The organism is Dyadobacter sp., from assembly GCF_017744695.1.
Taxonomy (GTDB): domain Bacteria; phylum Bacteroidota; class Bacteroidia; order Cytophagales; family Spirosomataceae; genus Dyadobacter.
The window spans coordinates 159,547-183,536 of sequence record NZ_JAGIAS010000008.1; the positions used below are offsets into that span (position 1 = coordinate 159,547).

13 protein-coding genes are annotated in these 23,990 nt (G+C 50.8%); all 13 read right to left on the bottom strand.

Annotated elements, in window-relative coordinates; genetic code table 11:
* Positions 1-5: 5 nt before the first annotated feature.
* The 13 genes from J7619_RS25900 to J7619_RS25960 all read right to left on the bottom strand — a co-directional run bounded on the left by J7619_RS25900 (position 6) and on the right by J7619_RS25960 (position 23,979).
* Positions 6-503, bottom strand: coding sequence for a DUF6934 family protein (locus J7619_RS25900; protein ID WP_291205811.1), 498 nt, complete (start codon positions 501-503; stop codon positions 6-8).
* Positions 504-578: 75 nt separating this feature from the next.
* Positions 579-1,595 carry a PmoA family protein gene (locus J7619_RS25905; protein ID WP_291206317.1) on the bottom strand — a complete coding sequence of 339 codons (1,017 nt, stop codon included), beginning with the start codon at positions 1,593-1,595 and terminating at the stop codon, positions 579-581.
* A gap of 41 nt (positions 1,596-1,636) precedes the next feature.
* The gene (locus J7619_RS25910; protein ID WP_291205814.1) at positions 1,637-2,977 is read right to left on the bottom strand and encodes a Gfo/Idh/MocA family oxidoreductase; all 1,341 of its coding nucleotides are present in this window, start codon (positions 2,975-2,977) and stop codon (positions 1,637-1,639) included.
* A 126-nt stretch (positions 2,978-3,103) separates the two neighbouring features.
* The gene (locus J7619_RS25915) at positions 3,104-4,471 is read right to left on the bottom strand and encodes a DUF1080 domain-containing protein (protein ID WP_291205817.1); all 1,368 of its coding nucleotides are present in this window, start codon (positions 4,469-4,471) and stop codon (positions 3,104-3,106) included.
* A 116-nt stretch (positions 4,472-4,587) separates the two neighbouring features.
* A complete protein-coding gene (locus J7619_RS25920) occupies positions 4,588-5,484 on the bottom strand; it encodes a sugar phosphate isomerase/epimerase (protein ID WP_291205820.1) in 897 nt (298 codons plus the stop codon).
* A gap of 88 nt (positions 5,485-5,572) precedes the next feature.
* A complete protein-coding gene (locus J7619_RS25925; RefSeq protein WP_291205823.1) occupies positions 5,573-7,399 on the bottom strand; it encodes a RagB/SusD family nutrient uptake outer membrane protein in 1,827 nt (608 codons plus the stop codon).
* 27 nt (positions 7,400-7,426) lie between these two features.
* Positions 7,427-10,555: a SusC/RagA family TonB-linked outer membrane protein gene (locus J7619_RS25930; RefSeq protein WP_291205826.1), complete on the bottom strand. Its 3,129-nt coding sequence runs from the start codon at positions 10,553-10,555 to the stop codon at positions 7,427-7,429.
* A 278-nt stretch (positions 10,556-10,833) separates the two neighbouring features.
* The gene (locus J7619_RS25935; RefSeq protein ID WP_291205829.1) at positions 10,834-12,501 is read right to left on the bottom strand and encodes a RagB/SusD family nutrient uptake outer membrane protein; all 1,668 of its coding nucleotides are present in this window, start codon (positions 12,499-12,501) and stop codon (positions 10,834-10,836) included.
* A 35-nt stretch (positions 12,502-12,536) separates the two neighbouring features.
* Positions 12,537-15,590, bottom strand: a complete 3,054-nt coding sequence (locus J7619_RS25940) for a TonB-dependent receptor (protein ID WP_291206320.1) — start codon at positions 15,588-15,590, stop codon at positions 12,537-12,539.
* A gap of 577 nt (positions 15,591-16,167) precedes the next feature.
* On the bottom strand, positions 16,168-17,133 hold the full coding sequence (locus tag J7619_RS25945; RefSeq protein WP_291205831.1) for a DUF1735 domain-containing protein: 966 nt from the start codon (positions 17,131-17,133) through the stop codon (positions 16,168-16,170).
* An 11-nt stretch (positions 17,134-17,144) separates the two neighbouring features.
* Positions 17,145-18,941, bottom strand: coding sequence for a RagB/SusD family nutrient uptake outer membrane protein (locus tag J7619_RS25950; protein WP_291205833.1), 1,797 nt, complete (start codon positions 18,939-18,941; stop codon positions 17,145-17,147).
* Between the two features lie 10 nt (positions 18,942-18,951).
* Positions 18,952-22,113: a SusC/RagA family TonB-linked outer membrane protein gene (locus J7619_RS25955; protein WP_291205836.1), complete on the bottom strand. Its 3,162-nt coding sequence runs from the start codon at positions 22,111-22,113 to the stop codon at positions 18,952-18,954.
* Positions 22,114-22,131: 18 nt separating this feature from the next.
* On the bottom strand, positions 22,132-23,979 hold the full coding sequence (locus J7619_RS25960) for a RagB/SusD family nutrient uptake outer membrane protein (protein ID WP_291205838.1): 1,848 nt from the start codon (positions 23,977-23,979) through the stop codon (positions 22,132-22,134).
* Positions 23,980-23,990 lie beyond the last annotated feature (11 nt).

Sequence of the window (23,990 nt, forward strand, 5' to 3'; positions counted from 1 at the left end):
TTTGGCTATTCTAAGTTAAACATTCCATTTTTACAAATCAAGAACGCGTCGTACTCGACTCCCAATTCAATTTCATACCATTGTCCATGTCCACTGAAAGCCATTTCGCCCGTATGTTCGTAACGGCTACTTTTTGACTTGTATCCTGTCACTACATAATCGCTCAAAAATGGTAAAATCTTATTGATACCCATTTGATAAAGTCGTGTGCGCGATCTGGTGCTTCCTGTTGCATAGACTCGTACCAAGGGAAATAGTTCCAAAAAGAGAAGTACTGTACCAGCCACGGTTGCCAATATCTTCTGGCTGTCGCCATTCCTCAGTTCGATCAAGTCGTCTAGTGCTTCGGTCTCCGGATCCAGTACCCCGAATCCAAGATTGAAGTAATTTTTCCAGATGTAAGTAAACTTTACCCGCATTTCAAATTTACCTTTCGATCCTGTGCTCCAAAAGCGATAGGTAAATTCGTCCATTTGCTCAATTTCGTAACGTTCCAAATTCATACCGACAGATTTTCAGGGCAAAAAAATAGCCAGCGAAAAGTCGCTGGCTACCCTTTCAATCTGCTATTATACAAACTATTCCGTCTTCGCGTAAGCGGCTGCGAGGTCGTTTAGGGTCGCATCTTTCAAATGCTCGGAAGCAATTACCAGACGGTAACGGAAGGTCGTCGATTCACCCTTTTTCAGTTTGAAATTGAGTGTTTCCTTGCCATCGCTGAGCGCTTTCATGCCCAGAGGGTTCACGGCGAACAATCCGTAACCTCTCGCGTGCCAGTAAGCCGGGTAACCCACGTTTTTAGGATGGTCGATCATCGCAATGCTGATGTTTTCATCCTTGATCTTACCAGTCAGGTTGCACCAGATCGCGCGCTTGCCCCATACTGTTTCACCTTCCACGCCATTGCTGTTGCGGTAGTTACCGGTAATACCTTCGTTGTTCATCACAGGAACCTTAGTGGCAATACCACTCGCATCCGTGAAGATCTCGGGCTTATTCGAAGGCAGTTCGAGCTCACGTGCTACACGGATCGCATACATACCGTCTTTCACGTCGGGCATATTTACCTCCGGCAATACCGCAGTGAGCGTGGTGCTACGGTCGATTATGCGCGTATCGCCTTTACCGCTGAAAGTGTATTTGGTCACTTCTTTCAGCGTCAGCGTGCCGTCTTTATCTACCCAATCGGCAGTCACGGTGAGTTCACCCTTGTCTTTACCACTCTTTGCGGAAGTAATACCGGTATGGATAATCGTTCCGTAAGCGCGTTTCTCGTGATTTACCGCATTGGAGTTGTTCCAATAGTCGTTGCCGTTGACATCCTCATAGTTGAGCCAGACACCCACATGGTGCGGGTGGTCTATGCGCTCGCCTGCACGGGGATCCAATGGCCAGCCTCGGGTGATCACGGTGCCTTTGGCAGTCATTACCGGGTACAACACCGCCTTTTTCAGCGTTTCTTCACCCGGGTAGTAGTAGGCTGTGAATGGCTTTCCATCGATCTTCACCTCCACTTTTTTGTCCTTATCGTTCCGGACAAGGTCAACCTTCTGCGCGAATGCGCTTCCGGCAAAGGCGACGGCGGTGAGCGCCAAAGCAGTATGTTTCAAATTCACTGTTCGATCTTTTAAATTGGTTAGCTAAGCACGATTTCCTTTTTCTTCGGATCCCAGTTCACACGTTTTCCGGTATGCAATGCTTTCGTGGCCATGATGTTGGCTACCGAATGATTGAAACCTACACGGGCAGGTGCATTCGTTTCCTTACGGCTACGGATACACTCCATCCAGTTGCGCATATGCAGCGAAGTCATCGGGTCGGCACCGGTATTGGCATCGGTCGCGATTTTTTCACCGGTTTTCAGGGACATTTCAGGAAGCAGATTTGCATGTAAGCCCATTCCTTTGGCATCCTTCTCTTTCAATCCACCTTCCGAGGTGATCTTGTTCGTGTCGAGATTGATCATACCGCCATTGGAATAATAGTATTCCTTCACACCGCCGGCCTCGTTGTTAAAGCGTGAAGAGTAAATTACCTGGAAGCCTTTGCTCTTGTCGTCGAAAGGACCGTATTCAAATGCCGCACTGAAAGTGTCGACATTGGTACGACCGTCTTTCCAGGTGTAAATACCCCCATTGGCAACCACGTTACGCGGCGCATCGAGTCCGGAGAACCAGTGTACTGTATCGATCTGGTGAGCCATCCATTGTCCCGGAATACCCGAGGAGTATGGATAGAACAAGCGGAATTCGAGGTAATAGCGCGGGTTCCACTCCACTTTCGGACGGTTCATCAGGAAACGGTCCCAATCCGTATCTTCCTTGCGGATTTGCGAAACAAGTTCCTTACGTCTCCAACGGCCCGGCTGGTTCACGTTCCAGGTCATTTCAACGGTGGTAATATCCCCGAATTTGCCCGATTTGATATATTCATAAGCAGCCCAGTAGTTAGGTGCACTGCGGCGCTGCGAACCCACCTGCACAATCTGCTTCGATGCTTCCACCGCTTTCAGTGCCACTTTCGCATCTTCAAGAGTTTCTGCAAATGGCTTTTCAACATATACATCGCGGCCCGACTTCACCGCTTCCGCACAATGCAATGCGTGTTGAAAGTCGGCAGTACTGATAATCACCGCGTCCACATCCTTACGTCCCAGCAATTCTTCATTATTGCGTGCTTTTACAAATTCGCTGGCTGCATATGGTTTTCCTTTCATGAATGCCTCCGCTTCATCGCGGCGACGGTTCCATAGATCGGAGACACCCATAAACTCAAAGTTCAGTTCCTTGGCGTGATCCGAGAAAGAAGGTGCCAGCGAGCTGCGAAAACGGTCTGAAAACCCGATGATACCTACCCTTACGCGATCATTCGCTCCCACGATACGGCGGTAGCTGGCCGCACTGAAAGCATTGGCGCCTACTGCGACACCCGCAGAAGCCAGTGCTGCATTTTTAAGAAAATCCCTTCTACTGGTCATGATATTGGATTTGAATAAAAGTTGACTTTTTGATTGCCTTTGGGTTCGATTTACAGGCAATCGTCTCTAAATGTCTGACGCCCGTTTATCTACTGTAATTTTTTACATTTTTTCCGCCCATTCGGACTATTTGATCTCCTTCACTTTTAAACTTCGGAAAAATACATTGTCGCCATGGTCCTGCAACAACAGGTTACCTTCCTGCGACAACCCGAAGCCTTCGAACTTGGCAAATTTCGAACCTGCCACAAACTCCTTGAATTGCGGGGAGCCACGCACGTATTCCACCACTTTGTAGCCGTTCAGGAAATGCTGCACAGTACCGTCCTTCTGTACTACAATGCGGCCCTGGTTCCATTCGCCGATCTTTTTCACGGCATTCTTCGGACGATTCGCCGGTATCACATCATAAAACGAAGCGATGGTGCGGTTGCCATTCTTGCCCAGTTTCGCATCCGGGTGGCGCTCGTCGTCGAGCACCTGGTATTCGCAGCCGATACCCGACTTACCATTGGAATTGAATTTCTGGTCTACGAAATATTTCACACCGCTGTTGGCCCCTTCGGTCAGCTTAAATTCAAATTCGTATTCGAATGCTGGTCCGTAAAGCTTGCGGGTAACAATGTCGTTACCGGTTTCGGAACCGTCGGATTTCGAAATTTGGATTGTCCCATCCTGATAATTCCATCTTTTGGTCGGGAAGTCCGTGCCGCCGTAAGAACGCCATTGGTCCACCGATTTCCCATCATACAGTAGCGAATATCCCTGTGCTTTTTCCGAGGCATCCAGGTTGTTCGGAATCAGGTTCACAATACGCACATTGCTTGCCGGACTAGGTTTCAGTTTTGTCGTTTTAATGCGCACATTCTTCCAGCTTACCTGCGTGCCTTCCATTTCCTTGCTGCCGATCGCGTGCACTTGCAGGCATATGAAGCCTGCGGGCGTCATATCGTCCACCACGTGCGCCACAGGCACTCCATTCAGGAACGTGCGGATCGAATTGCCAATCGCCTCGATACGGTACTTGTTCCATGCATCTCTTTTAAATGCTTTCTTACCTTCCGGATTCAGGTCCAGCGGGTATAGCCAGCCGCGGCGTGCCTCGTCGTAAATGCCGGCCGAATAAGCACGATCGCTCGGATCTATTTCCACCTGGTAACCATGTACACGGCCATTCATATAATCCGGTTTTGACAAGCTGCGGATCTGAATGCCCGAATTCAGCTTGTTATCAACTTTCACATCGAGTTCAAGGATAAAATCTCCATAATCTTTTTCTGTTGTGAGGAACGAATTAGGCGTGCCCATCACCGAAGTACCGACGATTGCCCCGTCCTTTACTTCATATTTGGCCTGTCCGTTGAGTTGCTTCCAGCCCGTGAGGTCTTTCCCGTTGAAGAGGTCTACCCAGCCATCTTTTGACTTTTGGGCTTGTAGCGGAGCGGCAAGGAGGAACGCGGCCATTGCAGCCAGCGGTAATCGGAATTTTCTCATTGTATTGAATAAAAAAGATGAATAACTGAAAAACGCGAAAGGGCTTTCTTTCTAACATCAGCTATTACATTCATAACGAAATATCAATAGAAATACCCTTACAAATCCAGTTCGGACTACAACGGATATTTTAAAACCTCGGTGATGTATTTTTTATTGGTTTCGGCGCAAATCAGCGGTGATTTTTCCGGATCAGGTACGCCATCAAGCTCCACTACTGCCCAGCCTTTGAACTTCACTTTATCCAGCGCTTTGAAAACCGCAGGGACGTCCACCCTGCCCTGCCCCAGTTCCACAAACTTATAGCCATTTTTGGTCTCGGCTGGTTTGGTATCTTTCAAATGCAGCGAATGCAGAATATCCTTGTACCTGACAATTGCCTCGTGCGGTTCTCCCCCACCTTGTTTGTAATGCGCAATATCAAGGAGCAGTTTAATGTAACGCGGATCCATTGCCTGTACGATCACGTCTACTTCCTCGGGCGTTTCACCAAGCTGGTTCATATGGTTGTGATAAACAGCCTGCACACCCAAATCGGCGGTTTGCTTACCCACTTCATTCATTACCTGCGCCAGCTTTTTCAGCTCCTCTACGGATGGAGCCCGGTCTTTCGGACGGAGGCTGTTAGTCAACTGCATGGCATTGCCTCCCAATGCTTTCACAAAGCTTGCATGTGCCACGTGTGTGTCCACCGTACTTTCAAATTTGGCAGGATCAATCTCGACATTACCGCTCGAAAACATGCAAAGTGTCAGGTTGTTCTTCACCAGCGCATCTTTCAATTCGGAAGGCTTGTTACGGTAAGGCCCGAAAGTATTGGCCCGCAACTGAATGCCCCTGAATCCCAGCCCGGCCAGATCAGCGATGGCTTGCTCGTCCTTTCCACCCCATGTAATGGCCGAATACCCGATTTTAATGTCTCCTTTTTTTATAGCGGCTTCCAGCCAGCCGGTTCCAGCGACGGTAGCGGCCATCGCAAGTGAAGTGTTTTGCAGAAAATTCCGTCTGTTCATTTCAGGTTTAGATTAATGTAAAAATCCATAACTCCCAGACGATATAAAACAACAATGACCCGCTATCTACGGGTCATTGCATGTGAATTTATTTCGGTATCTCCGTTAACGGGGGGACATTCTTCTCATACCCCGCATATCCCTTGTTCTGGTTGATCCTCGCCTGCGTGTTGCCATCGATCGCCGATTGCGGGATAGGCCACAACACATGGTAGGGGCTCATCGTGTATTCGTCGGCGTGGCGCGTTTTTACACCTTTATTATAAAAATCGCTTTTCTCCATGACCCGGTCATAGAAATAATTGTCGTCAGAGAACTTGTCGAGGCTGTATGTCTTGCCATTTGGTGCCGGCTTACCGGTTTGCGCGAAAATATAGGCAATGCGCGTCAGCTCGGTTTTGCGGGGCTCTTCAAAATACAATTCACGCGCACGTTCGTCGAGGATCGTCCCAATATTGATTTTACCGGCTGCCAGCGGCGCACAGTTGGCGCGGGCTCGTACGACATTGACATCTTCAGCTGCTTTCGCCATGTCACCTTTCCATGCATACGCCTCCGCACGCAGGAGGTAAGTTTCAGCCAACCTGAAAACGTACCAATCCGAATTACCTCCCTGCGGCTGCACGCGTAACGGGTCTTCCACGAAGAGTTTATAATTCGGCCAATCGAACCAGTTCCGGATAGTATCGATGGTCAGTACCACGCCTTCCGCGTTTTTGAGCTGCAAAGGCTTGCCGTAATAGCTGTCTTCCCCTTTTATAGCCGGATTGTTGTAGTATATATCTTCCATGCGAACCCAGTTTCCCGGCGCGTGACGCAAGTCGTTTTTGTCATCCCAAATCTGGTTCTGAGAGTAATCGGTCGGGCGCAAACGTCCGATCCCGCGGCCGTACTTAACCACCTGGTCTATCTCAATACCGTATGTATCAATCGTCCCGCGGTTTCCATTCGGAGTATTAATGTTGTTAAACCAAAGCGGAACGGCATTGCGCATGATAAGCATACCGCCCTCCACATTTCCTTCGATATTCAACCGGTCGATTACCAGCATCAACCCTTCGGTATTCGCTGCGATTGCCTTGTTTTGTGGCCGGTGCAAATCCCAGATCACATTCCGGCTCGCGTCGTTGGCGTTCGCTCCGAAACGAGAGGTCATCAGTTTGTGCGTACCGCCATCGATCACATTCGTGGCGGACTTGATCGCGTCGTCGAACAATCCCAATGCCAAATTCACTTTCGTCAACAAATGGCTCACGGAGCCCTTGTTCACCATTCCCTTATCCGTTACGGCAGGCACCCATTGTTCCGCAAATTCCAGGTCCTCCTTCATTTTTTTAAGGATTACCTCACGCTTCGTGGTTTGGAAATCGAGCTTCGGACCGTTAATTTCTGTCAGGATCAATGGCACATCGCCAAATTGCTGCGTCAGCCGGTAGTAGCGCGCGGCGCGGTGGAAATAGGCCGCACCCAGCAGCTCGTTTTTCTCCTGCTCGCTTTTATAAGTAGGCAAATCGATCCGGGAAATGGCCGTGTTGGCATACTTGATCCCTTTATAACCTTCCAGCCAGTACCAGCCGATCCGATTGTAATCAATGTGGTTCAACTGCGCGTCCGGCGTGATGAGAAGGTTCAGATTTTGCGCCGGGCCGGATTTATCGGTCGTACCTTCGACGGCGATATCCGAAAAGATCGATTCGGTGATCATCGGCATCGCGTCGCCATACCATTCCAGGCGCAGGTTGCGCTCGCACGCGACGAGCGTCGCTTTTAACCCACCGATATCTTTGAATGTCAGCTCCGGCTCATAAAAAGAAAGTGGCTCGGGTTTCAGCCAGGTTTCCTTGCAGGAGGTAATGGCCGTTCCCGTGCCCAGCAAGGCCAATACCAGTATATATTTGGATGTTTGATTAAACATAATGCATGCAGTTTTGTATGATAGTGATTACAGGGTAATGTCCAACCCGATGGTATAAATGCGCGGACTGGGGACCGATGTGGCAATGCTGTTGTTGGTCGTGCCATTTGTTCCATTCTCCGGATCCCAGAAGTTCCATTGCGGCGCCCAGAAGCCGATATTGCGGACATTACCATAAATGCGCAGATTCTGAACGGCCACTTTTTGCGAAACGGCTTTCGGGACCGTGTAGGCCACGGAGAGGTTTTCAAACCGGACAAATGATTTGCTTCTGTAAACCGCATAGCCCGTCGCCGACCCCTCGCTGGAATACAGCCTCGCCCATTCGTTGGAGCGATTTTCCTCCGTCCAGTAAGGGAACACATAGGAACTGGTCCGGTCCACGAAGCCGTCGCGGTTCTTCATCTGGTTAAACGTCCCTTTCTGTCCCCAATAGGAATAGATCATGAATGAAACATCCAGACTTTTGAACAGTTTGAATTCATTGCGCAGCGTCCAGCGGAAACGTGGGGAAGTATAACCAAGAAACTCCTTGTCGTCGTTTGTGAACTTGCCGTCGTTATTCACGTCTTTCAGCTTGAAATCCCCTGGTTTTACGCCATATTTGGCAGCTTCGGCTTCCTCCTCCTTCTGCCAGACGCCCAGGATCCGGTAGTTCCATATCTCATCGAGCGCGTGGCCGATGAACCAGCGGTTGGTAACATCATCTGCCTCCCTACGACCGGTAACCTTGCCCGAACCGTCTTTGATATCGACGTAGTTGCCATACAAATGCACGATTTTGTTGCGATTGAGCTGGAAGTTGAAAGTACTCCGCCAGGTAAAGTTTTCACGACGCATATTGTTGGAATTCAAACTGATTTCCAGCCCCTTGTTCCGCACTTCACCAAGGTTATCCCAAACGTTGTCAAATCCCAGCACATTGGGTAATGCGCGTTTCACCAGCAAGTCTTTGGTAGTCGACTTATAAAATTCGATGCTTCCGTCGACCAGATTGTTAAACAATGCAAAGTCAAATCCGACGTTCAATGCATTTGTTTTCTCCCATTTCAAATTCGGGTTGGCCATCCGGCTTACATAAAGCTGGCTGACCTGGTACACGGTGCCGTCGGGCTTCACATGCAGGTATTTGCCGCTTGCGAGGTCAGCCAGCGCATCGTAACGCGGGATATCACGGTTGCCGTTGTTGCCGTATGAAAGCCGCAGTTTTCCATAGCTTAGCCACTTGGAGTGCAGGAACGCTTCATCTGTAAACACCCAACCTATTGCCGCTGATGAAAATACTGCCCGTGGGTTCTTCTGTCCGAAAGCAGAATACCCATCCCGCCGGCTCGACAACGTCAGCATGTATTTGTCCTTGAACGAATAGAACAGGCGTGCCATTAATGCGTCGCCGGTACTGGTCTGATCGTCGGTATAAACAACCGGCAGACCACCTGCCTGCATATTATGGTACCCCAGAACGTCTGTCGGTGCAAAACCTTTGTTGGAAATACTGTCGCGCCAGCTTTTAAAGCGCTCGGCATTGGCCAGAAAAGTCAGGTCAATCTGATGTTTCCCGGCGATAGTTTTGTTCCATTTCAGGATATTATCGACCTGCCAGTTGAACACGGTCGAATCCTTACGTGACGCTCTTCCACCCTCGGCCGCCCATTCGGTATGCTTGGCAGATTCGGCATTGTAGCGGTGTGTATAGTCGAAACGGGGGGTGAAATTGATTTGGTAACTAAATCCGAACGGCAGGGTCACCTTCGCAAAAAGAACGGAATTCAATGTCTGCGCGCCCTGGTCACGCTTGATGAAACTCGGCGCGTAGTAAGGATGGTTTCCTCCGGCCGCTTCCCCGTTGGGTCGCCAGGAATAATTGCCATTGGCGTCGAATTCCGAACCCCAGGGTGACAGGACCCTAGCCAGGTCATAGTTCACAGGCACCTGACTTTCATCCCGCCTCGCAAATTGCGTGTTCATCCCCACCGACAGATGCCTGTTCACTTTTCCTTCCAGGTTCAGTCGCGCCCGAACCGTGCCGTATTTATCGCCGACTACGATGCCTTCGTTATTCAAATACCCCAAAGACATATAGTAGGAGACGCGATCGCTACGCCCGGAAAGGCTCACGGTATGATCTTGCCGGAAACCCTTTTGAAATACTTTGGAATACCAATCCACGCTTTTGCCGTCCTTGTAATTCTGGATTTCCGCAGGCTGCATGCCCAGCCGTTGGAGCCAGACGGTCGTCGGGTCGCCCTTGGAACCATCGTAAGCGAGCCATTGGTCCAATGTTACACCGGCGGGAAGCTTGTTCGGATCGGCGAAGCGCGCGGGCTCTGCCGTCGCATTGATGTTCCGCATTACTTCCTGCCGCCAACTGATAAATCCCTGCGGGCTGAGTACCGGCTGATTTCTCGCAACTTCGGCGAACCCGAAATTGCTGTTTATATTAATCACCGGCTTTCCTTCCTTGCCCCTTTTGGTGGTTATCAGAATCACACCGCTGGCTGCTTTGGCCCCAAACACCGACGAAGAGCTTGCATCCTTCAATACATCGATCGTTTCGATATCATTGGGGTTCACATCTTCCAAACCACCGTTGTAAATTGTGCCATCGAGTACAATCAACGGGGTGGAGCCTGCATTGATGGAGTTCTGGCCCCGCACCGAGAGATTCCCGCCGCCTTTCGCGGAAGTCGAAAACCCGACATTCATGCCCGGTACATTCCCGCGCAAGACATCCTGTACCGATTGCGGGTTTTCATTTTCCAGCCGGGTTGCATTCACTTGTGAGACCGCCCCGGTGAGATCCCGTTTCTTTTGCGTACCGTAGCCAACAACTACGACTTCGTTAAGCGTTTTCAGGTCCGTGGCCAGCGAGATGTCAACCACACTCGCATTGCCGGTTTCCTGCTCTTGCGTGACATATCCGACGGCCGAAAATACCAGTACCGCCGAACTGCCGGCGATTTCGATAGAGTACTTGCCGTCCGCATTGGTTGTCGTGCCCTGGTTTGTCCCTTTGACAACGACCGTTACACCCGGGATGGGCGTATTTCCATCTTTGGCCAAGACAGTACCGGTAACAGTTTTCTCGGCTTGCATTACATGGCCAAGCTTCGCGACCGGATTCGCGGCGACACTGGCGGGCACCGGTGGATGCATGCATATCGCACATATGCATAGTCCGCTCATGCGTCGCAAGGAGGTAAAAAATCCTTTTGTGATGTGCATAGGTAAGTGGATTAAGATGATGTTATAGGTGAAATATACCACCCTGACGCCACCCATTCCAGCCCGCACACACGCAGAATAAGTCCTAATTTTCAACCGGATAGTACCATTGATTCTCCGGTAGGTTTTTTTTCAGGTACCCTTTCAAAAAACAAAAAAGGATGGCTGCACCAGGCAACCATCCTTACTAAAATTGAGTGACGAACCGATCAATATCCGGTGTTCTGCGGAAAGACCGATTTGCCGTCCGATGTTTTGGCACTGCGGTCGATCTGGGTTTGAGGGATCGGCCTCAATGCGTGATACGCTTGGATCGCCGAAGCCTGCGGGTTGTATTTTTTCACCCTCTCCACAAGCAGTCCCCAGCGCTTCAAGTCCACCCAGCGGGTTTGCTCGCCAGCCAGCTCCCGTGCACGTTCCTCGATAATCGTTTCCATTGTCAGGTCCTTCGCGTCGATCAGCATTTTGTCCTTCTTGCCAGGCCAGCCGGCACGGTATCTTACCATATTAATGGCTTCGGCAGCACCTGCTTTATCGCCCGATTGCAACAACGCCTCGGCAAGCATCAGGTAAACATCCGCCAGACGCACCACATAGTAATCGCGGCTACCTGGTTCATAAGTCATGTCAGGGCGTTTCGAATCAAAGAACTTCTGCAAGGTCGGGAACAATGCTTCCGAGTATTTGCTAGGCACAAGCACCTGGTATTTTTTTGTAGCACGTACCTCTTTTGACATTTCATAGCCCGGAATGAAAATCGCCGTATCGCCAGCTGCAAACGTTACTTTGGTTTTGGAATCATCAAATGACGCCGCATTGTAAGTTCCCGGATTGTTGGACAACCACGTGTCACGGAAAGTCTTTTTATAGCGCGAGTCGTTGACGCGATCAGCGAAGACGGTATTGAGCAGGTATTCGGTCGGTCTCAGACGCTTGAAAGGGCGTCCCCAATACACGTCGCGCTTCATACCGGGCTGCACATCGTACTGCATCCCGAAATAGAGGTGCAAGCTGTTACCGGTTCCGTTTGTCAAAGCATCGGTTGTGTATTGCACCGCAAATACTACCTCGGCATGGTTCTGATTGTTTTCATCGAACACCGCCGAGAAATCGTCGAGCAGTTTGTAACCATATTTGGTAGAAACCTCTTTCAGAAGGTCAGCTGCTTTGGTAAAATCGTCCGGTGCTTTTTCTGTTGAATACCCTTTTGCCAGATATACCTTCGCCAGCAACGCCTGCGCGTGAGGCTTCGTCGCGCGGCCATAGTCGCTCGACTGTGCTTTCGCTTCCAGGTCATTAACCGCATCGCTCAGATCTTTGATAATCGCCGCATACATTTCTGCATCGGTCGCACGCTTGGTTTCCTTGGTTGGAAGCACCGTTTCCGTCAGACGGAGATCTACGCCGCCATACTGCTGGTGCAGGAGGTAATAATAATGTCCGCGCAGGAATTTGGCTTCGGCAACACGCAGCTTTTTAACATTATCCGCAACACCCACCACATTCGGAGCACGTTCGATGACCGCATTACAAGTGTTGATCCCTTTGTAAAGCTCATCCCAGGTTGTCGCCAAGTAATCCACTGTCGGGTTCAGCTGGCCGTCGTAGAAATGGAAGCCTTTGTAACCGCCATCCGCACCTGTTGCATAGATATCCGTACCATACTCGGTCAAGGTCAGTCCTTGCTGGGTTGCGTAGTAAAAACGCAGCGATGAGTAAGCGGCCTTCACACCGTCCTCAAATCCTTTGGCAGTATTCAAATAATCGTTACCTACACCGGAGATGATGTTCTCATCGAGCACATCTTTACACCCCTGCCCTGCCAGCATCAGCGCTGCCATCCCGCACACCACAATCGATTTTCTTATATTTTTCATTTGTCAGTATCTTTTAAAATTTCAAAACCAGGCCGTTAGAATTTCGCATTCACGCCGAATGTGATCACCATCGTAGCAGGCGTTACACCGGTACCACCCGCAGCAAGGCCGGTAGTTTCAGGGTCAACACCATTGTATTTGCTGCGGTATTTCGCCCAGATAAACGGCTGCTGAATGCTTGAATACAAACGTAGTGATTCCATTCCCAGTTTTTTCGACATCTCCGGTGTGAAAGTATAACCTACGTTTACGTTTCTCAGCTTCACGAATGTTCCGTCGAAGTAAGTAAGCGTGCTGCCGTAAACCGGGAATTCCTGGTTGCTTTTCGGACGCGGGAACTCGTTGGTCGGGTTATTGGGCGTCCAGTAATCCACTTTCATTTGCTGATAGCGGCCGGCCAATGCATTGTTGTTTCTGTGGAACTCGCTGCGGATCAGGTTACCCACACGGGCAAAGAAGAAGAACGAAAAGTCGAAGCCTTTGAAATTGAAACGGTTGGTGATACCCGCACTGAAATCTGGAACGTCCGAACCGATGATCTCGCGGTCGTTCGCATTGATCTTGCCGTCTCCATCGATGTCTTTCAGCTTGATCTGCCCCACTTCGCTGTTAACCGCTTTCGCAGCATCCGCTTCGTTGGTCTGCCAGATACCGATTTTCCGATAATCATAAACCGTGCTCAGTGGACGGCCAATGAACCAGCCGTTACCGAGGTCATCCACTTTTCCATTATAAAGCGACAGGATAGCTTCGGTGTTTTTGGTAAAAGTAAAGTCTGTGGTCCATTTGAAACCGCTGTTGGTATTGACGTTCGTAGTAGTAATGCCCAACTCGATACCACGGTTACGGGTCTCACCTACGTTGCGGGTAACAGCGTTAAAACCGATCGATCCGGGAAGCTGGTCAGACAAAAGCAGGTCGGTAGTATTGGTCTGGTAAAACTCCAATGAACCTTGTACACGTCCGCGAACGAGGCTAAAATCGAGACCTACGTTGGCAGTAGCAGATGACTCCCATCGCAAATCCGCATTTCCGATCGTTCCGGGGCGGTAACCGTACGCCGCCGTTGTGTTCCATGCATAGCTGGTACGGCCAAGGAACGCCTGTGTCTGGTAAGGGGCCAAACCGGTGTTACCCACTTTACCCCATCCCGCACGGACTTTCAATAAGTCTATCCAGCTTACGCCTTTGAGGAAATCCTCGTTACCGATATTCCAACCTACTGCGACTCCGGGGAAATTACCGTACTTGCTGTTTTCACCGAAACGGCTCGAACCATCGCGACGCATAGTTAAAGTAACGAGGTATTTATCGTTGTAATCGTAGTTCAAACGTCCCATGAAGGAGTTGATCGTCCACTCAACCAGGCCGCTGCTGGGAGAAAACACAGTTGTCGCTGCACCGAGATTATAGAAAGATTGCGTTTCAACGGGTACCCCCTGTACCGACGATGTGAATGATTCGGTTCGGTCGCGCTGAATAGAGTGCAGCAAAGTGACATTCAGGTTATGCTTGCCGCCGAATGTTTTGGAATAGTTGACGATGTTCTCCAAAGTCCAGTTGAAACCGATTGCATTGCCGGTGCTGGCTTGTGCATCCCCGCCCTTTCTGGCATTGGTCATAGAACCGACAAAACGCCCGTAACGATAAATATTGAAATCCGGACCGAAGTTTACGCGGTATTTCAAACCAGGCAGGATGCTGAACTCCGTGTAAAGGCTATTGAAAATACGGTAACGCTTCATCTGATCAACCTGCGCGCCTTTCACCAGTTCCGCGAGCGGGTTGGTCAGCAAGGCGTCGTTGGTAGGGGAGAAAATCAGCTTGCCATTTTCGTCGTACGGCACTGCCAGCGGGTTCTGATTGATCGTCATACCGTAGGTGTTCAGGTTTTCACCGTTACGGATGCTGTTCATCATGTAGGACGAAAGGCCTACTTTCAGCCATTTGTTCACACTATGATCAATGTTCGCACGGAGTGAAAAGCGGGTGAAGTTTGCTTCTTTCACAACCCCTTTATCGCGGAAGTAACCACCCGAAATATAGAATTGGGTACGGTCGCTTCCTCCCTGAATGCCTACCGAATGGCTTTGCATCATGCCGGTACCCACTACCAGGTCCTGCCAGTCGGTGCTGGTGCCGTTGGCGATACCTTTCGCCACGTTGGGGTCACCGCCCAATACCGCCACTTTCGCGTCGGCCTCTGCGTTGATCACGCCTGTCGGAATGGCATTGCCGGCAGCATCCTTATAACCGCCTGTTGCGCGGTACGCTTCCCGTACAAACTCGGCAAATTCGGGCCCACTAAATAGTTTTACTTTATCGAGTGCTTTGGAAACCCCCGCGTAACCATCGTAGCTCACGGTCGTTTTGCCTTTCTGGCCACCACGCTTGGTGGTCACGATCACGACCCCGTTCGCACCGCGCGAACCGTAGATCGCCGTCGCGGTAGCATCTTTCAAAACCTCCATCGACTGGATATCGCTGGGGTTAATATCTTCATAGCCTCCCGCCAACGGAATACCGTCCACTACATACAAAGGATCATTACCCGCATTGAACGAGCGGCGACCGCGGATCAGGATTTTCGGCACCGTTCCCGGCTTCGAACCCGACTGGGTCACGTCCACCCCGGCAGCACGGCCTTGCAGCGCCTGTCCGAGGTTGGTAATCGGCATTTCATTGATTTCCTTTGAACCCACCGACGAAATCGCGCCGGTCAGCTGGCTTTTCTTCTGCGTACCATAACCCACAACCACCACTTCCGTCAGTATCTTCTGATCGCTCGCCAGCACGACATCCACCACGCTTTTATTACCAACAGCAATTTCCTGCGTCACGAAACCCACTGCTGAAAACACGAGGACCGCATTGTCTTCCGGAATACTCATTTTGAAAATACCATCGGCATCCGTGTTGGTACCGCTTTTACTTCCTTTCAGTACTACCGAAACACCGGGAACGGGAAGGTTGTCTTCTACGGAAGTCACCTTTCCTGAAACTGTCCTGTCGATAACCCTGATGGTCGGATTTGAAGGCCTCATTGCATAGACCTGCCCTGTAAAACCCGTCATCACCGCACCAGCCATTGCCCAACGCATCATACAGTGGCCAATACTTGTAAAGTTTCTTTTCATACGCATCGATTGTTTTAACCATTAATAGTAGTTCACCATAAACTGTGTCAATTCTGACGATCACTTGATAGATTACCCCTTACAAATAATTATATTTTTTCTTCCAATAGTTACAAATAGACACACAGTTACTTAACACAGATTTGTAACTAATCTGTTGAAATATTTTTATCTGAAAAGAGGCTTAGGGACGATAAGGCACTTTTGACTCCGGCCACGGACTTATTTGAACAATTCTAATAAGCCTATTAATTGTACTAAAAGTACCATTCGGAAATCTATGGGAGAATAGAGATTCGGGGAGAAAATTGAAAACGATACGCGAAGTTTATTTATGCAATCGTTATCGGGAACGTTGCCAAAATAGACTAGTTCCAATATTTTATTATAAAATATTTGCACAAACGAATACAAAAATGCCATATCCGCCGAACACACTCCGCCAGAATATTGTACTTAAACAATATTAAGTAAGAGTATTACCCAGCAAATATGGCACTCCGATTGCTGATGAAGCGCTAATCTGACACTATTTATAATGGTCCGGATTCTCATCCTGCCACTCGTTCACGCCGTCACGAATGCGGTTCCTGAATGTGAGTGTATCCTGTGCGAAAGACGTCGTACCATCCTCATTTTCATATTTATAACTCAAAAACAATTTCCGTTCCTGCAACAGCTTCGCCCGGTTGAAAGTACTCGCGCCGTCGGGCTTCACATCGACTGCTGAACCATCCGCTTTGCTGATTTTAATCGCATTCCCATCGAGCGTAATTTTAAACGAGCCTTCCTGGTCGCTGATCATGTTCGTCACGAGTGCATCCGGCGCTACGGTTTTCAGCTTGAAAATTTTGGCTTCCGGAGAAGGGATCGTCGTGTAGTACTTCACCGTTTTCACCACTTTGCCCGCGGCGTCTTTCACGGTTGTAACACCTCCATGCCAGTAGTTGCCGAAAAGCATATTTTCATATTTGAGTGCGACCACTGCCGAACGCTTGGCACGAACAATCGAGTCGGCGTCGGCCGATGTGATGTAGAACGGGATCGCATACCCGGCGCGGATCGTTGCGGCGTCTTTCAGAAACCGTGCGGAATCGGCCTTGATCACCACGGAGCCCATATGCGTACCGGCTTTGATCACCATTCTGGAATTGTCTGAAATCGTGAAATAATCGGCCGGCAGCGGTTTGAGCGTATCAACCCCGCTTACGGCTTCGCGAATGTACCCCGCGCCGGCCTTCATCGCTTCCAGCGCATTCGCATTGACCAGCGCCGCATTCATTTGGAAGCCTACGACGCGGTCCTGCCTGTTCTCGCGCACGCCTGCGAGCGCGGCGCCCACCTCTATGCTCATCCCCTCGCCCACCACGAATGTGCGTGCGTTGGTCTGGTACATAAAATACACCGAGGTGTAGTCGAAATCCTTGATATAGTCGTCATAGCAGGCGCTCAGGGCCATGGTGAGCCCGAGGGCGACGGCGATTCTCTTTTTCATAGCATTCATATTTATTTCCAGGCCTCCCAGCCATCGTTTTGTACCAGGTTTGACATTCTAAGCACTTCGTCATAGGGAATCGGCAGGAATGCGGATCGGTACGATCGCGCTTCCACCACTTCGTCGAGCTTGTATTCAAAAGTCCCGTCGGAATTTCGGGTGATCTTCGCCATCCGAACAGGTTTGTTCAGGTCGGTAAGGTTGGTCGCCCAGCGGCGCATATCAAAGAACCGCATGCCTTCGAAACAGGTCTCGATCCTTCTTTCATTTTTGATGAACCCGTCGAAAACCGCTTTGCCTTTGGACGCAGCTTCTGTGAGATAAGGGTCGGCTGTGAAACCCTTTCCACCGTCGGTATTATCCTTCTTCCGGAGGTACTCCATCGCATCTTTGGCCGACATTCCATATTTGCCTCCATCGGGGCCTTCCGCCTGATTCGCTGCTTCTGCGAACGTGAGTAACATATGCTCCCATCGGATGAAAAATTTCGAATGCGGCTGTCGGTTGATCGAGTTGTCCGACCAGTTAAGCCCCATGAAAACCATTTTCTTGATATGATAATTGGTGCGGCTGTTCACTGCGGGGCCGGCGGCATCTTTTGCATTCTGCCAGTTTTCAAAAGTATACATCACCTTATCGCTATTGATTTTCAAGGCCTTGGCATTGTTATGAAAAATAGTGGCATAAAAGCGGGGGTCGCGGTCGGCATATGGATTGGCCGGGTCGTACTTGCTGCGCGGATCGGTAATGGGATAGCCATTCTTCATCGGGAATGCATCCACCAGGTCCTGCGTGGCCCCTACGGATCCCGTGCCCTGGAAACCGCCGGGATAGAACATCCGCTCCATCGCATCATTGGCATTGTTATAACGCGACGCCCAGATAATCCCCGGAAAGTTGGGATCAAACCAGTTTACGGCCTTTGCCGGATTGAAGCCATTTGTAACGGCATCAGTCTTCATTTTGAAATCGATCACCTCCTTCGCATTCTGCGCGGCCAGGTCCCAGCGTGTGATATCGTTCGACGGATTGAAGCGCGGGCTGGCCCAGGTAAGATACACCAGCGCCTTAATGGCCCTGGTGGTAATGCCGTCCATCCGCCCCCAGTACCTGCCGCCGGCATAGGCCCGGTCATTCACATTCTTGACCAGGAAATCGCGGTGCGCAATGGGCAGGTACTTGTAGGCCGAGTCACAATCGGCGACGATCTGCTTAACACATTCGTCATACGTATTACGCTTAAGGTTTGTTTCTGCCTTCACATCCACCGGATCCAGCACGATCGGAAAGCCGAGCAACTGACCATTGGCCATTCCCCCGAATTTTTGCAATAAATCCCATTGAAACCATGCCCGCAATGCAAATGCCTCGCCCTGCAAACGGTTTTTGACGAGACTGTCCAGGTGCGGATCCACCAGAAAGCGCGTATTATATCCCCGGCGATCTTTGAGAAAAAGGTTTAAAAGGTAAATGGAGCGGTAGTCCCTGTCCCAATAGGTCCGGAAGGGATCGAGGCTGGTAGGCATGGCTCCCACTGCGAGGCGGTTGAGCGGATGGGTAGTGCTGGTGATAACGACGTCGTCGGTGGCGCCATCGAGAAAAACGCCTTCATTGTCGTTATAGTTGCGGGTCATATTGTCGTAGCATTGTCCCACAAGCCCCTGCACCATATCCTGGTACTTCCAGATGTCGTCCGTCGTCCTGTTGCCGTTCGGATAAGGTTCCAGATAGTCGACGCATGAGGTGAGCCCCAGGGCGGCAACGGCCAGGGACAGGATACTTTTGATATATGATGATTTCAAATGCATAATTCTGGCTTTAAAATGTCAGTTTAACCCCTCCGGAAAATGTGCGGAATAGCGGATAAGAAGTAATGCCCGAGTTCACCGACTCCGGGTCTACTCCCTTGATCTTGGAGAATGTGAGCAAATTCGCACCACGTACATACACGCGTATGCCGCGCGCGGCGATCAGATTGCCCATCCGTACCGGCACATTATAGGCCAGTTCCACATTCTGGATCTTGAAAAAGCCGCCGTCGCGCAGCCAGAAATCCGAAGCCACGAAATTGTTGTTGACCTTGTAATAGGTAAGCCGCGGATACTGGCCTCCTATATTTTCCTTCACAAAATCGGAGTAATTGTTATCGCCCCATCCGTTCCAGAAGTACTTGTTGGTAAACGGGATCTGATAGAAGGCCCGGCCGGTACCAATAGCAGTAAGTTCCAGGTTCCGGAATGCAAGTTTCAGGTTCAATGCGTAGGTCAGTCGGGGCGAGACATGACCGATCCGGCTCTGATCATTGTCGTCTACAACGCCGTCGCCATTCATATCCCGGTATTTCAGGTCGCCGGCTTTGAGGTCTTCGTCATAAATTTGCGGGACGACGTCGGTTTCGGCGTCTGTCGCAAACTTGCCCGTGTATGTTTGCCCCCAGTAGCCGTCAGAAGGTGTGCCAATGCGCGTCTGGTAACCGAAGCGGAAATTAGGTTCGTCCCATTTCAGGATTTTGCTGTTCTGCACCGTGGCATTGCCGCCTATCGAAAACCGCAGCTCTCCCACACGCTCGGTGTATTGCAGCGCAGCCTCTATGCCGGAACTTCTGACTTTATTGTAGTTGTACCACGGCCGCGCAGTGGAAATGCCCACCACCAACGGCACGGTATTGGCCAGTTGCGACACGATGCCGTCGCGCAGGTTATTGAAGTAATTGACCTCAATCGAAAGCTTGCGTTTCAGGAATAACCCGTCAATTCCGATGTTAAACTCTTTCCTTTTTTCCCAGGTCAGGTCGGGATTGCCGATGCGGCCCGGCGTGGTACGGTAGACCAGGTTGTCGGTATTGCTCCCAAACCATTGTCCGGTCGAATAGGGCCCGAATGCCGAACCGGTCGAATTCACGCCCCAACGGTCGAGATAATAAAAAGGCGGCAGGAAGCTTTCATAACCGAGCACACCGGCTTCCGCCCGGATTTTGAGGTAATCAATACCCTTTAAATTTTTGAAAAAACCTTCTTCCGAAATCACCCAGGCCAGGCCAGCCGCCGGGAAAAACGCATAGCGCTTGCCCTTGTCGAAACTGTACGTTCCCGCATAGTTGAGCACACCCTGGAACACATACCGGTCTTTCAGGGAATATACCCCGTTGAACACCGCATTCTGTTGGCGCTGGGGTTCTTCAATCCCGTTGCGCGACAATTTGCCCAGGTAATAGGTAAGCCCGGCCTGAATACTATGCCCACCCCAGCTTTTCTCGTAGCTCAGGTTTTCATAGACTACAAACCGCTGCGAATAGTAGTCATGCAGTTTCGCCTGGCCCGCCATATCCGCGCCGTCATGCACTTTCGAGAGCCTGATCGTATCGATACCGGCATCGGTTTTCCCGGGCGTCACAATGTAGGCGATGTAATCCTCGGCCTTGCCGATCCGCAAGCTGTTGAACAGGTTGAACCCCGCGTAGGTCGTCGACCTGAGACCTGGCACCAGCTCTTTCAGGTCGTAGTCAAAAGTGAGGTTGGAAGCGCCCGTCCGACCGGTTTCCGTGTAGTACCCATTATGCATCAGGTTACCGATCGGGTTGGTCTTGTAATTGGAGCTCACCCCATACCACGGTGCCACCGGATTATCGCCAAATGCCGCATATACGGGAAAGGCGATCGGCGGCGTGTTGGTGATGTCGTTGATGGCACTATTGAATTCCACGAGGTCCAACGCAGTGTTGGCATTGCCGTCGTCGCTGGTAAAATTGACATTGTACCCGTAGTTGGGTGAACGGCGCAAGCCAAGCCCACCGAAAAAGTCGAACTTGACCTTGATCAGCGGGTTGATTTTAATGTCGATATTCGAACGAACGTTAATGCGGTTGTAATCCGATTTAGCGCCGATCCTGTAAATGTCCCCTTCCCCGTTGTAGCCCAGGTAGGCATTGTACTGCACGGTCTCGTTCCCGCCGGTCGACGAGACGTTCACCCGCGTGAAAGGCTTCGAATCTTTCAGCATCATCCGCCGGAAATCGACGCTGGGCCGATAGAGGTCATACGCATCGTTCCTGGCATAGGCAGCGATATCATTCTCGTTGTAAAGCGGCGACAGCAAGCTATTGGTCCGTGCCGCATTGTTCAACGTGGCATATTCCGAACCCGACGCCCAGCCCGGGAACCGGTCGACCACGCTCACACCCTGTTCGGCATTCACGCTCAGGATGCGTTCATTGACTTTCCCTCTTTTGGTTTTAATGTAAATAATGCCATCCGCACCCCTCGGCCCGAGCATGGCCTTACCCACAATATCCTTGATGATCGTCACCGATTCGATTTCCTGCGGGTCTATCGGCATTTCGGTAATATCGGTCGGAATGTCGTCAATAATGAAAATCGGGCTGCGGCCGCGTGTAGCGAGTCCGATCTTTTCCGTGATCCTGAAATTCCCCAGCTCCTCTTCGGCCGTCAGCCCGGGAGAACCGTCGCGTTCCACCACTTCCAGGCCATTGACAAGCCCTGAAAACGCATTACGGAGGTCGTTGGTAGGATACTTTTCAAGATCGGCGGTTTTTAGCGTCACGTAACTACCCGTAGCCAGCCGCTTTGGCATATTCATGAAAGGCATGGGAATGGCGTCGTCGGCCGTCGCAAACAACTTGGCTTTTTTCAGTTCCACCACGCTGTTGGTCACAATATCCCCGACAAGCGATACCGACTTACTGTAACCGTACGAGGAAACCGTTACAAAATCCTCCGGCAATGCTTTGAAATCGAAATCACCGCTCTCGTTGGTTTCCGCGTGGATTTGCCCCTCCCCTACGACCACCGAGGCATTCGGGATCGGGTTACCATTTTCGTCGGTCACTTTAAGACTTACATTTACCGGCTTCAGCTTCTTGGCCGGCTTATCCTGGGCGAGCACATTACTGCCCCATAACAGGCATAGCATTATCATTCCGACAACCGCCTGCGCTGCATAATGGATCACTTTTTTCATCATTGGATTGAGCGTTAGGGGTTACCAGACTTCGTTAGGGACGAAATTTTTCATTTTGTACATATCCTCCGTGTTAAACGGCAGGTAATACATGGCTTCCTTCCAGCGCGTCTGTCGGTCGGCCGACAGCGGCATGCGGGTATACTTGAAGCCTGTCGGGTAAGCGGTGCTCGTGGGTACTTTCTCCACTTCCATCCGGTAAAGTGTGCCCCCCATTACTTTCGGGGCGTCTTTCCAGCGGCGGATATCGTGGTAGTAGTGCCCGCCTTCGAAGCAAAGCTCGATGGTGCGCTCATTCTTGATGCGGTCACGGAGTTTGTCCTTCGAACCCGTGTATGCCTGCATGACGTTGGGCATGCCCGCACGTGTGCGGATGCGGTTGAGCGCCTGCAAGGCTGTGAGCGACGAGCCCGGCGCCGCGCCATTCGGGCCGTAGGCTTCGTTGGCGGCCTCGGCGTAGTTGAGGTACAACTCTCCCAACCGGATCAGCGGGTCCGTGTATTGCGGGGTGGTTTTGTTGTTCACACTCTGCTCGCCCCAGGTTTTGCGCTCATAGTAGCCGGTGCGTGTAATACCCGCATAAGACTGATCCAGAAGCTGACCGTACACGGCCGCGCCATCTTTGGTCTCGTAGTAGATCTTGGCATTGCCGTAGCCTGGTACCGGGGCCGTGTTGTAGATAATATCAATGTAAAAGCGCGGGTCGCGGTCTTTGTAAGGATCCTGCTCGCTGTAATGCCCGGCAGCCACTGCGGCCTGGCGATCGGCAGGGGTGTTCAACGGCTCTCCCCATTTGGTTTCAAATTTATCGACGGTGTTCTGCGTGGGACATTCTCCCGACCAGCCCGTTTTCCCTCCGCCGAAGACGCCATTCATCTGGCCGTTCAAACTGCCGTCGTTATAGGTTTTCGTACCGGCATACCATGCCCATAGTTGTTCGTTGGAATAGGTCGTACCGATGTAATTTTTCTTGTAATCGTCAAGCGAAAGCAGCTCGTAGCCATACTTTTCTGCGATCTGAATAGCTTCCCAGTTGGCCTTCGCGGCATCTTCCCAGTCGGCATTGCCTTTTTCGTTGTTCAGCGGGCTGGCCGCGTAAAGCAATGCCCGGGCTTTGAATGCCTTCGCTGCCACGCCGGTGGGGCGTTTTTGTTCGGGGTTGTTGAGGTGTCCTGCCACGCCCGGTCCGGGGTCGCGGCGCATAAGATCGGCCTTTTCGAAATAGGCGGCAGCAGAATCCATATCCATCGCGATGCGGATCAACGTTTCCCGCTTCGAAAGCCTCGGGATGTCCCATTCATCGTCCTGACCCATCACTTTCGTAAGGTAAGGCATCGGCCCCCACAGCCTGAACAGCTCGAAATGCGCAAATGCCCGGATGAAATGTGCCTGGCCTTTGAAATCGTTGATATCCACCGGACTTGCGTCTTTCAACATACCGATGTTTTTCAAAGCCATGTTGCACTTCCGGATAATGTAAAACATCGAACCCAGTATCGGTCGGCGCTGCGGGTCGTAGGTCATTTTATTGATAATCGCCGAAATCTGCCCGCCTTTGATGACCTGCGCATCCATTACGCGGCCCATGTCGCTCATGTCCGTGAGCGCTTCGAGGGTGTATTTCTGGTCCCAGAAATCGAAGTAGAGTGAGTAAGCGTTCTTGATATTGTAGCCGCGCCAGGTAGTACCGTCCAACCTGTTGCCTTCATACATGTCGTCGAAGTACTTTTTGAAGTTTTCGTACTTCGAAAAAACGTCAGCCTCCGTCAGCCCCGACTCCGGCGCTTTATCCAGATAGTCTTCTACGCACGAAGCCAAAAGCAAAATGAACAGCACCGGTACACACAGTATCGTAATTAATCTTTTCATTGTCTGTTGGT